The organism is Nocardiopsis tropica (assembly GCF_042660575.1).
GTDB classification, from domain to species: Bacteria; Actinomycetota; Actinomycetes; order Streptosporangiales; family Streptosporangiaceae; genus Nocardiopsis; species Nocardiopsis tropica.
In genome coordinates this window covers 110,265-124,174 of sequence record NZ_JBHSUF010000023.1, presented here as the reverse complement: position 1 = coordinate 124,174, position 13,910 = coordinate 110,265, and the positions used below count along the sequence as shown (strand labels likewise).

11 protein-coding genes and 1 pseudogene are annotated in these 13,910 nt (G+C 75.3%); 5 read left to right on the top strand and 7 right to left on the bottom strand.

Annotated elements, in window-relative coordinates; translation table 11 throughout:
* Both ACFQBR_RS28800 and ACFQBR_RS28795 read right to left on the bottom strand, forming a co-directional pair.
* Window positions 1-331, bottom strand: a pseudogene (locus ACFQBR_RS28800) (hypothetical protein); the annotation flags it as partial.
* Between the two features lie 431 nt (window positions 332-762).
* Window positions 763-2,121 carry an MFS transporter gene (locus ACFQBR_RS28795; RefSeq protein WP_344186705.1) on the bottom strand — a complete coding sequence of 453 codons (1,359 nt, stop codon included), beginning with the start codon at window positions 2,119-2,121 and terminating at the stop codon, window positions 763-765.
* Window positions 2,122-2,475: 354 nt separating this feature from the next.
* Between ACFQBR_RS28795 and ACFQBR_RS28790 the strand changes: the two genes are divergently transcribed.
* A complete protein-coding gene (locus ACFQBR_RS28790; protein WP_344186706.1) occupies window positions 2,476-3,150 on the top strand; it encodes a lytic polysaccharide monooxygenase auxiliary activity family 9 protein in 675 nt (224 codons plus the stop codon).
* Window positions 3,151-3,385: 235 nt separating this feature from the next.
* On the opposite strand, the gene ACFQBR_RS28785 is transcribed toward ACFQBR_RS28790, so the two are convergent.
* Both ACFQBR_RS28785 and ACFQBR_RS28780 read right to left on the bottom strand, forming a co-directional pair.
* Window positions 3,386-4,030: a response regulator transcription factor gene (locus tag ACFQBR_RS28785; RefSeq protein WP_267948504.1), complete on the bottom strand. Its 645-nt coding sequence runs from the start codon at window positions 4,028-4,030 to the stop codon at window positions 3,386-3,388.
* Window positions 4,021-5,193 carry a sensor histidine kinase gene (locus ACFQBR_RS28780; RefSeq protein ID WP_344184275.1) on the bottom strand — a complete coding sequence of 391 codons (1,173 nt, stop codon included), beginning with the start codon at window positions 5,191-5,193 and terminating at the stop codon, window positions 4,021-4,023. The genes ACFQBR_RS28785 and ACFQBR_RS28780 overlap by 10 nt, the downstream gene beginning before the upstream one ends.
* 313 nt (window positions 5,194-5,506) lie before the next feature.
* Here ACFQBR_RS28780 and ACFQBR_RS28775 point away from each other — a divergent pair, with 313 nt between their 5' ends.
* Window positions 5,507-7,087: an apolipoprotein N-acyltransferase gene (locus tag ACFQBR_RS28775; protein ID WP_344184276.1), complete on the top strand. Its 1,581-nt coding sequence runs from the start codon at window positions 5,507-5,509 to the stop codon at window positions 7,085-7,087.
* Between the two features lie 202 nt (window positions 7,088-7,289).
* Here ACFQBR_RS28775 and ACFQBR_RS28770 read toward each other — a convergent pair whose 3' ends face one another.
* Window positions 7,290-7,694, bottom strand: a complete 405-nt coding sequence (locus tag ACFQBR_RS28770; protein WP_267948507.1) for a hypothetical protein — start codon at window positions 7,692-7,694, stop codon at window positions 7,290-7,292.
* A gap of 436 nt (window positions 7,695-8,130) precedes the next feature.
* Between ACFQBR_RS28770 and ACFQBR_RS28765 the strand changes: the two genes are divergently transcribed.
* The 3 genes from ACFQBR_RS28765 to ACFQBR_RS28755 all read left to right on the top strand — a co-directional run bounded on the left by ACFQBR_RS28765 (window position 8,131) and on the right by ACFQBR_RS28755 (window position 11,978).
* Complete coding sequence (locus ACFQBR_RS28765) at window positions 8,131-9,141, top strand: helix-turn-helix transcriptional regulator (protein ID WP_344184277.1); 1,011 nt, start codon at window positions 8,131-8,133, stop codon at window positions 9,139-9,141.
* Between the two features lie 210 nt (window positions 9,142-9,351).
* On the top strand, window positions 9,352-10,329 hold the full coding sequence (locus ACFQBR_RS28760; protein ID WP_344184278.1) for an ABC transporter ATP-binding protein: 978 nt from the start codon (window positions 9,352-9,354) through the stop codon (window positions 10,327-10,329).
* Window positions 10,326-11,978 carry an ABC transporter permease gene (locus ACFQBR_RS28755; protein ID WP_378554893.1) on the top strand — a complete coding sequence of 551 codons (1,653 nt, stop codon included), beginning with the start codon at window positions 10,326-10,328 and terminating at the stop codon, window positions 11,976-11,978. Before ACFQBR_RS28760 ends, ACFQBR_RS28755 begins: the two co-directional genes overlap by 4 nt.
* An 85-nt stretch (window positions 11,979-12,063) precedes the next feature.
* On the opposite strand, the gene ACFQBR_RS28750 is transcribed toward ACFQBR_RS28755, so the two are convergent.
* Window positions 12,064-12,612: a M23 family metallopeptidase gene (locus tag ACFQBR_RS28750; protein WP_267948511.1), complete on the bottom strand. Its 549-nt coding sequence runs from the start codon at window positions 12,610-12,612 to the stop codon at window positions 12,064-12,066.
* 205 nt (window positions 12,613-12,817) lie between these two features.
* On the bottom strand, window positions 12,818-13,813 hold the full coding sequence (locus ACFQBR_RS28745) for an iron-siderophore ABC transporter substrate-binding protein (RefSeq protein ID WP_344184280.1): 996 nt from the start codon (window positions 13,811-13,813) through the stop codon (window positions 12,818-12,820).
* Window positions 13,814-13,910: the final 97 nt, after the last annotated feature.

Here is a 13,910-nt window from a genome sequence, read left to right as displayed (position 1 = left end):
CCTGGGCCACCGCCTCGTCCAGGTGCTCGCGCAGGCCCATCGATCCGGTGGTCGGGCTGTCGTTGCCCTCGATCGCGCTGATCTGGTCCAGCCACACCCCCGTGGGCTGGTCGGAGATCGCGTCCCCGCCGGGCTCGGCGGCGGCGTTGGCCGACCAGATCGGGTTCACGTACACATCCGCGCCCTCATACGGATTGTCCACGCGTTCGGCGGCGGAGGAGGCACTGGTGGCGGCGACCGTGAGAGAGGCGGTAAGTGCCAGTCCGGCAGCGGTGGCGAGGCCGCGCCGTGCCCACGGAGTTCGTTGCTTGTCGCGGGGGGAATTACTCATGGTGTTTTTCTTCCTCATGGGGAGCGGGTGACCAGAAGGAGTGTGCGGCTCGCCGGGCGCGTCACGGCACCCGGCGGGCCGGCGGCTGGGGAGAGGTGGTGTTCATGGTGGTGAGCGGGGCATGGGCGGGCCTGAGATCCGGGGCAAGGCTGGCGGTTGATCGTCCGTGTTTCTCCTGGAAAAAGGTGGGAGAAACGGGGGGATGGTGACCGGAAGGGGGGTGGGAGCGCTCCCAGTCGTAAGCGGGAATGGTGGGTGGCGTTGTCTGGACAAGGGGTGCGAAGGGCGTTCCGTATGTGGTTACGGGGGGTAACTATTCCGGAACGCTTTTCAGAACCGTAGCTCTCCAATGGTGATATGTAAACACCAAATGTCCACGGGGTTTCTGGGACGCTGTCCCCGTTCGGTGAATGGCCAGGTGGTGATCTGGTTCACAACTGTTCAGTAATAACCAGGGGTTTCCAGGAGATCACGCAGAGCAGGCCGACCGCTGCCGCCGCGAGCCAGAACGGGGCCAACAGGCCCACACCCTCCGCGACGAGCCCGCCCAGCACCGCGCCCAGGGCGGCTCCGCCGAGGTCGGCCAGCCGGTACACGCCTCCCACGCGGCCCAGCAGGCGGTCCGGGGTGAGCAGCTGGCGGACGGTCGTGGCGGCAGTCCCCCACACCACGGTGTGGACCCCGAACAGGACCATGACGGCGCCGGCCGCCAGGGGGTTCGCAGTGAGTGCCAGGGCCAGGTAGGTGAGGGCCTCCACCGCGAGGCCCCAGCGGAGCAGGGAGGTCCGGCCCACTCGGCGCTCCAGTCGCCCGTACACCCGGGAGCCCGCGATGCCGCCCACGGCTCCCGCCGCCACGAACAGCCCGAAGCCCGCTTCGGACAGCCCCAGGTGCTCCCGTGCGTAGAGCACCCAGACCGCGAAGGCGCCGACGCCCGCCAGGTTCATCACCAGGATGCAGCCGCACAGGACGCGCAGCCCCGGTGAGCCGAGGACGAACGACAGGCCCTCGCCGACCTCCTGCCGCAGCGTGGTCCGCGGCGGGGGAGGGGAGTCGGGGCGGCTCCCGTCCGGAGGCGACGGCCGGACCGGCGCCATCCGCAGGAGGACCGCCACCGCCAGCAGGTGGGCGAGGGCGTCGAAGCCGAAGGGGAGCGCCCACGCCATGGCGAACATCAGCGCGCCCAGGGGCGGGCCGAGCAGCTGGTTGTTGAGCGAGAACGTCAGGGCGAGCCGCGCGTTGGCCCTGCCCAGCGAGTCGCGGTGGACCACGGACGGCACCAGGGAGCCGTACGCGGTGTCGGCGAGGGACTCGCCGACACCCAGGGCGAACAGGGCCGGGTAGAGCGGCCACACACTTGTGCCGCCGGAGAGGAGCGCGGCGGCGAGCAGGGCGAGCACGGTGCAGCGGGCGAGGTTCGCCGCGAGGAGCACGCTGCGGCGGGGCCACCGGTCGACCAGGGCGCCCGAGGCCAGTGAGAAGAGGAGGTGGGGCAGGAGCTGGGCCGCTGAGGCGGAGGCGACGGCGACCGGGGAGGAGGACAGGGACGCGACGAGCAGCGGCCCCGCTGCGGCGAGGGCGCCGTCCCCGAGGTTGGTCAGGGCCGAGGCCCACCACAGGCGCGTGAACGCGGGGCCGAGGCGGGGCCGGTCCGCTCGGGTGCGGCGGAACGGGCCGGCGGGGTGCGACCGGCCGGGGCGGGTCCGGCGGAGGAGCCGGAGCCGGGCGGATCCCGGTCGGGAACGTCGGAGGGCGCGGCGGGGACGGCGGGGACGGCGGAACAGGGGCACGGAGAACTCCCGGGGCACGGCGAACGCGCCGGTCGGCGCGTGGCGGACGGCGGTGTGGTCCGGCCTGCCCCCCGGCGGGGACGTCCTGCGGTTCCGGTCGTGCCGGGCTGCGCCCGGCCCGGGCTACCGGCGGTACGTCTTCCGGGCGGGGGCGGGGACCTGGTTCGCGGCGACGGTGCTCATCGGTGTCCTCTTCCGTTCGGGCGGCCTCGTTCCGCGCCACCGTAACCCCGGGCGGAGCTCGGATCCACAGGTTTTCCGGCGCTCCGTTTCGGGTCTGCCCCGGTGGGTAACACACCGATTGGGAGCGCTCCCGTCGATCGGCTGGTCCAGCCGACAACGATGGAGAACGCAATGAACGGCAAGACCCACGAGACCAACGGCAACTCCCGCTGGTTCGGACGCGCACTCGTACTGGCGTCCGTCCCCCTGCTCGGACTGACCACGATGGCCGCGCCCGCGTCGGCGCACGGCTCGGTCGTCGACCCCGCCTCCCGCAACTACGGCTGCTTCGAGCGCTGGGGGGACGACTTCCAGAACCCCGCCATGGAGCAGGAAGACCCCATGTGCTGGCAGGCGTGGCAGGACAACCCCAACGCCATGTGGAACTGGAACGGCCTCTACCGCGACAACGTCGGCGGGGACCACCAGGGCCAGGTCCCGGACGGGACCCTGTGCAGCGGTGGGAACACCGAGGGGGGACGCTACGACTCGATGGACACCCCCGGGGCGTGGCGGACCACCGACGTGGCCGACGACTTCACCATCCACCTGTACGACCAGGCGTCGCACGGCGCGGACTACTTCCAGGTCTACGTCACCGAGCAGGGCTTCGACCCGGCCACGCAGTCCCTGGCCTGGGACGACCTCGAACTGGTGGAGGAGACCGGGTCCTACCCGCCCGGAAACGACTACCTGATCGACGTCAGCACGTCGGGCCGCACCGGCGACCACGTCGTCTTCACGATCTGGAAGGCCTCGCACGCCGACCAGGTGTACTACCTGTGCAGTGACGTCACCTTCGGCTGACCGCTCCCGCGCCGGGGGCGGCGGCCGGTCGGGGCCCGGGGGCCGTCGGCCCCCGGCGCTCCGGCCCGCGGCCGCCGTCCCCGGAGGCCGTCCCCCGCGCCGGACGGGGCCCGACCACCGTGGGACCCCCGACCGCCCGGGCCCGTCGTACCCGCCTCCGACCGGGGCCGGGCGCCCCGCCGGGCGGCCCCTCCGGCACTCGGCCGCCCGGCGGTCCGGCCCGCGGCGCGGGGCCTCAAGCGCCGATGTAGCGGAGCACCGCCAGGACGCGGCGGCTGTACCCCGCGGTGTCACCGAGGTCCAGCTTGTCGAAGATCGCGTTCGCGTGCTTCTCGACCGCGCTCTGCGACACGAACAGCCGCGCGGCGATCGCCGGATTGGTGTGCCCCTGCGCCATCAGGTCCATCACGTCCCGCTCACGGCCGGTCAGGCGCCCCTGGGGGTCCTGTCGGCTGCTTCCCGCCAGCAGCTGCCGTACGACCTCCGGGTCGAAGGCGGCGCCGCCCCCGCCCACCCTGACCAGGGCCTCCAGGAACTCGTCCACCTCCACCACCCGGTCCTTGAGCAGGTACCCCACCCCGGTGGTGTTCTCGCTGAACAGGCGGGTGGCGTAGCGCTTCTCCACGTACTGCGAGAGCACGAGCACGCCCACGCCGGGCCGTTCCCGCCGGATGCGCACCGCCGCGCGCAGCCCCTCGTCGGTATGGGTGGGCGGCATGCGCACGTCCACCACCGCGACGTCGGGGGCCTCCTCCGCGACAGCGGCCAGCAGGGAGTCCGCGTCGCCGACCGACGCGATGACCCGGTGCCCCTCGTCCTCCAGGAGCCGCACGAGTCCCTCACGCAGCAGGGCCGAGTCCTCGGCCACGATCACCCGCACGGGACCTCCGCGGTGACCGTCGTCGGCCCGCCGGCCGGGCTGTCCACGGACAGCCTGCCGTCGAGCGCCTCCACACGGCCGGCCAGGCCCGTCAGCCCCGTCCCCGAGGGGTCGGCCCCACCCGCCCCGTCGTCCCTCACCCGCACCACCACAGACCTCGTCCCCCCGTCGTCCCTCTCCCCCACCCGTATGTCCACGCGCCGCGCCCCGGCGTGCTTGACCGCGTTGGTCACCGCCTCGGCGACCACGAAGTAGGCCGCCGTCTCCACCGCCGGGGGCGGGGCCGCCGACAGGCGGTACTCCAGGTCGATCGGCAGGGCCGACCGTCCCACCAGGCCGTGGAGCGCCGCACGCAGTCCCTCCTCCGCCAGGGCGGCCGGATAGACCCGCCAGGCGACCTCCTTCAGGTCGCGCAGCGCGTTCCGGGTCTCCTCGTACGCCTGCTCGACCAGGGCCCGGCCCTTCTCCGAGCCCGGGTCGCGCCGCGCGCGGCCCAGGGCCATGCCCAGAAGGACCAGCCGCTGCTGGACGCCGTCGTGCAGATCGCGTTCGATCCGGCGGCGCTCCTCGTCCACGGCCGTGACGACCCCGGCCCGGGTCGCGACCAGCACCCCGATCCGCTCCTCCATGAGGTCCTGGCGGCTGGGGCCGAGCAGCCGGCGTGCCAGCCAGCCCTCCGTGCCCACCAGGCCCACGGTCCCCTGCGCGCTCAGGTAGACGAGCGCCAGGCCGACGGGCACGATCCCCGGATCGTTCCCGTCGAGCACCTCCAGCGGGGACGCCGCCAGGTAGAGGCCCGCGGGGAGGAACGCCAGCACCAGTCCGCCGAAGAGTCCCACGGGGCAGCGGGCCGCCAGATAGGCCAGGGATCGGGCCGTCCCGGGCCGGCCGACGATCTCGACGCCGAACAGCGCCGCCAGGCGCCGCCGCTCCAGGGCGACCAGCGGCCGGACGGCCGCACCGAGGGCGCCGGCCGAGCGGGTCCGGGCCGCGGGCCGCGCGAGGAACGGCAGGACAGCGACGGAGGCCGCGAGGAGGAGGGCGAGGAGGACCGCGGCGGCCCCGGCCGTCGCCGTGCCGGCGGCGGCGCCCGCGAGGGCCCGGGCCCAACCGTGCCGCCGGGCGCCGTGCCCGTCGGGCCGCGTCCCGTCGTCCGTGGTCACGTCCGTCCTCCCTCTCCCCGCCGGATCCGGCCCTCGGGAGCGGCGCCCCCGGACCGCGGCGCCGCGCGTCCGGGAACGCGGTTCTCCACGGGCGCCCGGAGCGCCGGGAGCCCGTTCGGAGAGTAGCGGCCGGTGGGGCGCGCGGGTACTGCGGGACACCGCATGACCGGGGGTGGCGGGTCGCCCAGGCGACCGGGCGGAACCACCCATGGGCCGGGGCCCCGCGGTTCCGTAGCGTTCGTGGGGCCCCGGCCGGGCGCAGACCCACCACAGCAATCCGACCCCTGTCGCTCCGTACCGAACGGTGGAACCAGTGAACCCCCGCCCTCCCCTCCTCCGCCCCGCCTGGCTCCTCGCCGGCACCGTCCTCTCCCTCTTCGCCATGCAGGCCGCATGGGACATCGCCCTGCTGGCATGGGTCCACCCGGTGCTGCTGTTGAGGTTCGCGCGCACCGGCCGACCGCTTCCCGCCCTTCTCGGGGTGCTGGGCTCCACCACCGCCGCAACCCTCGTCTGGCTCGCCCTCGCCGACCTGCTCTCCCCGTCGCTGATCCTGCTCGCGCTTCCGCTCGCGTTGGCCGGGGCGCTTCCGTTCGCCCTGGACCGGCTCCTGACCCCCCGGCTGGGGGAGCACCGCCAGTGGCGGGCCTCCCTGGTCTTCCCGCTGGCCACGGTCGCCGTGGAGTTCGCGGTCTCCGTCGGCACCCCCTTCGGGACCGTCCACGGGGTCCTCGGCGCCACACAGGCCTCGAACCTCCCCCTCGTCCAGGTGGCGTCGGTGACCGGCGTCTTCGGGGTGAGCTTCCTGGTCGCCTGGGTTGCGTCGGCCGCGGTGCTGCTCTGGGAGCGGGGCCTCTCCGACCGGGCGGCCCGCTCGGTCGCCGCCGGGGCGGTCGGCACGGTCGTGCTGGTCGCGACCGCGGGAGGGGCCCGCCTGGTGTTCGCGCCGCCCTCGTCGGACACGGTGCGGATCGCCGGGATCACCGCCTCCGAGGACGCGTGGGAGGAGGTCGTCCCGACCTTCCGCGAGTACGACTCGCTGGAGGCGATCGTCGCGGCCGATCCCGAGGAGATGCGCGGGCGCTTCGCCCCCGTCAACGACGACCTCCTCGCCGGGACCGAGCGCGAGGCCGTGGCCGGCGCGGAAGTCGTCCTGTGGCCGGAGTCCGCCGCCTTCACCCTGGAGGCCGACAGGGAGCACCTGGTGGACCGCGTGCGCGCGGTCGCCGAGGAGCACGGTGTGTACGTCAACGCGGGGATGTCGGTCTACACCGAGGACGCACCGCACCTTCGCAACCAGATGGTCATGGTCACCCCCGAGGGCGACGTCGCGTGGACCTACGACAAGAGCCGTCCCATCCCGGTGCTCGAACCCTACGAGGCCGGCGACGGCGTCATCCCGGTCGCCGACACGCCCGCGGGTCGGCTGGCCACCGCCATCTGCTACGACGGCGACTTCCCGGCACTCGTCCGGCAGGCCGGCGCCGCCGACGCGGACGTCCTCCTCGTGGGCGCCAACACCTGGGAGGGGATCAAGGAGATGCACGCCCGCAACGCCGTGTTCCGAGCAGTGGAGAACGGGGCGTCCCTGTTCCGGCAGGCGAGCAGGGGGCGGTCGAACGCGACCGACCACCAGGGCCGGACACTGGCCACGACCGACTACTTCACCACCGGGCAGCAGACCATGGTGGCGTACGTGCCCCGGGAGGGGGTGACCACGCTCTACTCCCGGATCGGTGACGCCTTCGCGTGGTCGTGCCTGGCGGCGCTGCTGGCGCTGGCCGCCACCGGCCGGAGGCGTCCCGGAGGCAGGCGGGGGCCGTCGGAGGCCCCGGAGGACGGAGCACGGGACGGGCGCGGGGCCGCGCCTCGGGGCGCCGGCCGGTCACGGTGAGCTGTCGGTGGAGGGCGGGGAGCCCGCCGGTCGGGCGGGTGCTCCGGCCGCCACCGGCAGACGGACCCGCGTGCGCGGAGCCGGACCGGCGGCGCCCGGCGGCACGCCACCGCGCACGCACCGTGTCCCGGGACCCGGACATCGGGCCCCGGGACACGGGTGGCCTGTACGTGCGCCCTCCCGGGGCGGGAGGGCACGGGGGCTAGCCGTTGTTGCCGTAGAACTGGTCGCGGGCGGCGTCGGCCGCGGCGGCGCCCGGGTCCTCGATGACGCCGCCGATCGCGTCGGCCTGTCCCTGGACCCCCTCGACGGTCTCGGTGACCCCGCCGAGCGCCTCCTGGCCGTAGGCCTGGGCCTCCTCCGCCACGCCGCCGTAGGCCTCCTCGCCGAAGGCCTGCGCCGATTCGACCGCGCCGCCGTAGGTCTCCTCGCCGAAGGCCTGCGCGGACTCGACCGCGCCGCCGTAGGCCTCCTCGCCGAAGCCCTGCGCGGACTCGACGGCGGTGCCCACGCCCGCGCCCTCCAGGGTGTCGGTCACCCCCTGGGTCACCTCCTCGGCGGCGCCGCCGAAGAGTCCCTTGAACCAACCGATCAGGTCGTCGAACATCGCTCTCTCACTTCATAGGTTGCCCCGGCCCCTTACCCAGGACGGATAAGGCCTTGGTAAGGGGATCGAGTGCTGGATGGTCGTCCTGGGGCACGGTTTTCTGCTGCGACGCCTGCGCTCCGCACGGGTCCACCGCCCTCCCGGGTCCCCCCATCCTGCCGGACGCGAACCGGCCGTCGGCGGACGCCTCGGGGCCGCCGCCCCGCGACGTCCCCGGCAGCCCGGCGGTGTGCACCCGGAGGCGGTCGGCGGCAGCGGGGCCGAAGCCCCTTCCGCCGAGGTCGAGGCGCGTGTCGCGCCGGAACGCGGACACCGCGGGGACCGGGACCCGGGTCGTGCAGGACGTCCGGGCGCGCCCCCCGGGGCGCCGCCGTCCGCGCTCCCGGGCGTGGCCGCCCCCGCACGGGAACTCCCTGGCGGCGGGCAGTATGGGGACATGGCCGACACCAGTCAGCGGATCCTGCGCCTGCTGTCCCTCCTCGGGACCGGACGGGCGTGGCCCGGGGCGGACCTCGCCGAAGCCCTCGGCACGAGCCCCCGCTCGCTGCGCCGCGACATCGACAGGCTGCGCGAGCTGGGATACGCCGTGGAGAGCCTCAGGGGACCCGGCGGACACTACCGCCTCGCCGCGGGGCGGGCGGTGCCGCCGCTGCTGCTCGAGGACGACGAGGTCGTCGCCGCGACCCTCGGCCTGCGGATCGTCGCGGGCGGGCCCGGCGGTGTGGAGGGGGTCGAGGAGAGCGCCGAACGCGCGCTGGCCAAGCTCGGCCAGGTCCTGCCCTCCCGGCCGGCGCGCCGGGCCGAGGCACTGGGGGCGGCGGTCGAGCCGGAGCGCCGTTCCTGGCCCGGGGTCCGGCCGGACGTCCTCGCGGCCCTGGGCGAGGCCGTCGCGGCCGGGCACTGGGTGCGGTTCCTCCACCGGGGACGGGACGGGGAGGAGCGCCGCCGCAGGGCGGACCCGTACCGGTTGGTGATGTCGGGGCGGCGCTGGTACCTGTACGCCTGGGACCGCGACGCGGAGGGCTGGCGGACCTTCCGGCTGGACCGGGTCGGCGAGGTCGTCCCGGCCCGGGCCCCCTTCGTCCCGAGGGAGATGCCGGGCGGGGAGCCGGGGGAGGGGCTCGCCGCCCGCCTGGAACGGGACTTCCGGGAGGGCGGGGCCGGGCACGCCGTGTCGGTGCTGTTCGACGCCCCCGCCCGGGAGGTCGCCGCACGGATCACACGCGTGGACGGCGACCTCGTGCAGGTCGGCGCGGACCGGGCCCGCTACACCGCCCGGGTGGACTCCTTCGAGTGGATCGCCGTCGTGCTCGCCCTCACCGGTCTGCCGTTCACGGTCGAGGGCCCCGAGGAGTTCGCCCGCCGGACCGCGGCCCTCGCGGACCTCCTGCACCGATCCGTGGACCCGGCGCTCCGAGGGCCGCGCCCCGCGGACCCGCGCCCGTAGCGGGCGGGCCCTCCACACGCGCGGGGAGCCCCCGGCCGACCGGTCGACGCACCGGGACCCCTCCCGGGGGTGGGGCGCACCCCACCCCCGGTAGGGGGCGCAGCGGGATGGGAAGGCGGCTCCGGCACGGCCAGGCTGGTGCCATGACGAGACCGACGACGGGGACCGGCCCCGGGCCCCAGCACGCACGCCGCACCGGGGAGACGCCCCATGAGTGACGACCGAACCTTCCCCACGACCGCGCCGCAGGGCCGTGCGCCGGACGCGGGGCCCGTGCTCGACCTCATCGGCGTGGGCAAGGTCTACCGGGGCGGCCACGCCGCCGTCGAGGACCTCACCCTGAGGCTGACCCCCGGCGTGATCGGGCTCCTCGGGCCCAACGGGGCGGGAAAGTCCACCCTGATGCGCATCATGGCGACCGTGACCCGGCCGACCTCGGGCCGGATGCTCCTGGACGGCGCGGACGCCGTGGCACGCCCCGGGCCGCTGCGGGCGGGCCTGGGCTACCTCCCCCAGGACTTCGGCGCCTACCCCCACCTGACGTCCCGTGAGTTCCTCGGCTACCTCGCCGCGGCCCGGGGGCTCCCCGCGCGCGTCGCGCGGGCCCGGATCGACGACCTCCTCCAACTGGTCAACCTCACGGGCGCCGTCCGGCGCCCACTGGGCGGTTACTCCGGAGGCATGCTGCGCCGCGTCGGCATCGCCCAGGCCCTGCTCACCGATCCCCGGGTGCTCATCGCCGACGAGCCGACGGCCGGACTGGACCCGGAGGAGCGGGCGCGCTTCCGCAACCTCCTCACGGACCTGGCCCGGGACCGGATCGTGGTCCTGTCCACGCACATCGTCTCCGACGTCGGGTCTGCCGCCTCCAGCCTGGCCGTGATGGCGGGCGGCCGGCTCCTGCGGCACGGTGCCCCCGAGGACCTGCTGGGCGAGGCCGAGGGCCGTGTGTGGGAGGCCGTCGTCGCCCCCGACGCCGCGGCGGACCTGCGGGCGCGCCACCACGTCAGCCGCATGGTGCGCACCGGGGACGGGGTGCGCGTCCGGATCCTCTCCCCGCACGCCCCGCTGGCCGGCGCCGTCGGCGTGCGGCCCGACCTGGAGGACCTCTACCTCCTCGTCGTCCCGCCCGGCCGGGCCGGGACCTCCGGCGGCCCCGCCGGGGCGCTGCGGGGGTCGTCGTGGTGAGGGGCTACGCGCGCCTCGTGCTGGGCGACGTCCGCGAGCGGGTCCGTCGGCCGGTCTACCTGGTGACCCTGCTGGCCACCGTCGGCCTGGGCTACGTCGCGGTCCCGGCCGTCGACTCCCACTGGACGGTGGTGGACGTCGCGGGGCACCGGGGCGTGTACGACAGCGCCTACGTCGGAACCGTCACCGCGCTGGCGGGCGCCCTGTGGCTGACCCTGGCGGGCTTCTACGTCGTGCGGAACACCGTCGCCAGGGACAGGGAGACCGGGGTGGGGGAGCTGTTGGCCGCCACGCGGCTGCGTTCCCCCGCCTACCTGCTGGCCAAGTTCGGCGGCAACCTCACCGTCCTGGTGTCGATGCTCGGCGTGCTCGCCGCGACGGCCGCGGTGATGCAGATCGCCCGGGGCGAGGCCGTGTGGGTGGACCCGGTCCGGCTGCTCACCCCCTACCTCGTGCTGGCCCTGCCGCTGATGGCCCTCACCGCCGCCGCGGCGGTCGTCTTCGAGACCGCGCCCGTGCTGCGCGGCGGGGCGGGCAACGTCGTGTGGTCGGTGGCGGCGCTCACCCTGCTCCTCGGCGGGCTGTCGCCCCGGGCCCCGCTCGGCGGACTGGGGGCGGCGAGCGTGGCGGAGTCCTTCCGCGCGTCTCTCGCCGCCCAGGGCGTCGACGCGTCCGCCGGCGAGTTCAGCCTCGGCCTGACCTACGTGGACGAGCCGCTGCGCGCGATCGAGTGGCCGGGGTGGGAGCCGTCCGGCGAGCTGATGGCGACGCGCCTGGTGATCCTGGCCGCCGCGGTCGCGCTGGCCGTGCTGCCCGCACTGTGGTTCGACCGTTTCGACCCCGCACGGGGCGCCGCGGGCGGGGCGCCCCGCCCGCGGGGAGCCGCGCCGCACACCCCTCCGGGGCCGGAGGACGCCTCCCCGGACGGGGCGGGAGGTTCCGCGACCGCTCCGCCGCGGCTGGAGCCCCTGCCCTGTCCGACCCGCTCCCCCGGCGCGTGGGCCGTGTTCCCGCGTCTGGTCGCGGGAGAGCTGCGGATGCTGCTCGGCGGCCGGAGCCGCTGGTGGTGGGGCGGTGTGGCCGCGATCACCGCGGCCGCGCTCCTGCTGCCCGCGCGGTCGGCGCCCATGGTCCTCCTCCTCGCCTGGATCTGGCCCGTCCTGGTCTGGTCGGGCCTGGGGACCCGGGCCCGGCTGGTCGGCCTCGACGTCCTGTTCGCCTCCTACCCCCGTGCCGCCGCGCGCTTCCTGGCCGAGTGGACGGCGGGGGTGGCCGTCGCCGCGCTGGTCGGCGCCGGGCCCCTGGTCCGCATGGTCGCGTCCGGGGACGCCGCCGGGGCCTCGGCCTGGGCCGCCGGGGCGCTGTTCGTCCCCGGACTGGCGCTGGCCCTGGGAGTGGTGAGCCGGGTCGGCCGCCCGTTCCAGGCGGTCTACCCGCTGCTGTGGTACCTGGTCCTCAACGGGGTGTCGCCGGTGGACTTCCTCGGGGCGGTGCGGGCGGACGGACACCTCACCGGCCCCCCGCCGCTGCTGGTCGCGGCGGTCGCTCTGGGGCTACTCGGGACGGCGGCGGCCGTGGCGGCCGCCCGCTCCCGCCCGGGGGCGCTGCGCGCGGCGGCCGGCGCCCTCCGGGAGCGCTCGTCCCGCTGAGGGCCGGCGCGGACGGGGAGGCGGTGCGGGCCCGCGGAGCCGCGGGCCCGCACCGCGAGGGCGCGGGGCGGGCGCCCGGGAGGCGTCAGCAGCCGGTGCTGCTGGTGATGGTGGTGTTGCCGTAGTAGGCGATGCGCACACCGTTGAGCACGGCCCGGACCACGGTGCCGTTGACCCGCTGCTCGTAGTGCAGGTGCGGGCCGGTCGAGCCGCCGGTGCTGCCGACCCGGCCGATCACGGTGCCGGTGCCGACGCTGTCGCCGACCGAGACCGACTGGGAGCTCAGGTGCGCGTAGAGGGTGGTGATGCCGCTGCCGTGGCTGACCACGATGTACTTGCCGTAGCTGGTGCTGCCGCGGTCGGCGACCGTGGTCACGGTGCCCGACGCGCTGGAGCGGACGTTCTGCCCCTGGGCGTTGCCGCGTTGGAAGTCCACGGCCAGCTGGGGGTTGTGGTTGCTGCGGGTGTTGGCGTTCCAGACCTGGCCGCAGTCGAACGGGGTGCGCAGGTTGACGGCGGTGACGGCCAGGTCGTCGGCCGCGGCGCCGACCGGGGCGAGCACGGTCAGGAGCGCTCCGGCGGCCACGGCGGCGCCGAGCCTCTTGAGGGTCGTCAGGAAGCGGGGGGTCTTCACGGGGGGTCCTTTCCTCGCACAGCGGGGGCTGCGAGATGCCAGAGGAACAGATACCCCGTAGGGAAGTTTCGATTCGTGTCCCCGTACGGAAAGAAACCGCTGCGGTCGCGCCCGCCCCCGCCGGGGCGCTCCCCGCCGCCGGGCGGCGCGGGCCGACGGGGCCGGGGGGACGCGGGGCCCCGGCCCCGCGGCGGGGCCGGGGGCGTCAGGCCAGGGCGTCCGAGAGGCGCGGGACCAGGGTCCGGACCGCGTAGGGGATGGACAGGACCGAGTTGTAGGTGACCGCCCCCCTCTGGTCGAGCGACGTCGTGACGACCGCGTCGTCGCGCACAACGTCGAGCGAGTCGAAGGCGGTGGAGCCCTCGGTGATGTCGAAGGACTCGTCGTCGCCGAAGACCAGCAGCAGGTCCCCGTCGAGCATGTCCACCCGTTCCGGGGAGAGCTCGACGAAGAAGCTCTCACCCGTGTCCTGCTCCGTCACGGGCTCCGGGAGGTCGAAGCCGAGGGAGGCGAGGAACTGCCCGCGCGCGTCCCCGGGCAGGTAGGCGCCGTACTTGCCGTCGAAGGGCAGGACCGCGGCGCCGACGCGTCCCTCGAACTCCGGGTGCGCGGCGCGCGTCTCGGCCAGGAGCTCGTCGGTGGCCTCGTTGAGGGCGGCGCCCTCCTCGGGCCGGCCGAGCGCGGTGGCGATGAGCTCCGTGGCCTCGTCCCGGGGCACGGTGTAGGCGGCGACGCCGGCCGGGCGGGCGACGACGGGGGCGATCTGCGACAGGTCCTCGTAGACGGCCTGGTCGAACCCCGCGGAGACGCCGACGATGAGGTCGGGGGCGAGGTTCGCGACCTGCTCGATGTTGGGCTCGGAGTCGGACGCGATGTGCGTCAGCTCGGCGTCCCCGACCAGGTCGTCGGTCCAGGGCCCGAGGCCGGTCTCGAAGAAGGAGAAGCCCGTGTTGCCCACCGGGACGACGCCGAGGGCGAGGACGGCGTCGGCGTCGGTGACCCCGAGGGTGACGATCCGCTCGGGCGCCTCCTCGACGGTCGTGGAGCCGAACTCGTGGTCGACCGTCACGGGGAAGGCCCCCGTGTCGGACGCGGGAGCGGCTTCGGGCTCGGGGGAGCCGTTGCCGGCCCCGCAGGCGGAGAGGAGGACGAGGGAGAGCGAGGCGCACACGAGGGCGCGCGGCGCGGCACCGGGGGACATGGGACTCCGTTCGGTTCGGGTTAGGCGAGCCTATCCTCAAGAGTCCCGGTGTGCGGGGGGCGGTGCGCGGATCCTCCCCGGCCGCCCGGGGGGTCCG

Bases quoted from the DNA above. Each gene is read 5' to 3' on its own strand.
- ACFQBR_RS28790 (WP_344186706.1), top strand. From the start codon at position 2,476: ATGAACGGCAAGACCCACGAGACCAACGGCAACTCCCGCTGGTTCGGA.
- ACFQBR_RS28770 (WP_267948507.1), bottom strand. From the start codon at position 7,694: ATGTTCGACGACCTGATCGGTTGGTTCAAGGGACTCTTCGGCGGCGCC.
- ACFQBR_RS28765 (WP_344184277.1), top strand. From the start codon at position 8,131: ATGGCCGACACCAGTCAGCGGATCCTGCGCCTGCTGTCCCTCCTCGGG.
- ACFQBR_RS28760 (WP_344184278.1), top strand. From the start codon at position 9,352: ATGAGTGACGACCGAACCTTCCCCACGACCGCGCCGCAGGGCCGTGCG.
- ACFQBR_RS28745 (WP_344184280.1), bottom strand. From the start codon at position 13,813: ATGTCCCCCGGTGCCGCGCCGCGCGCCCTCGTGTGCGCCTCGCTCTCC.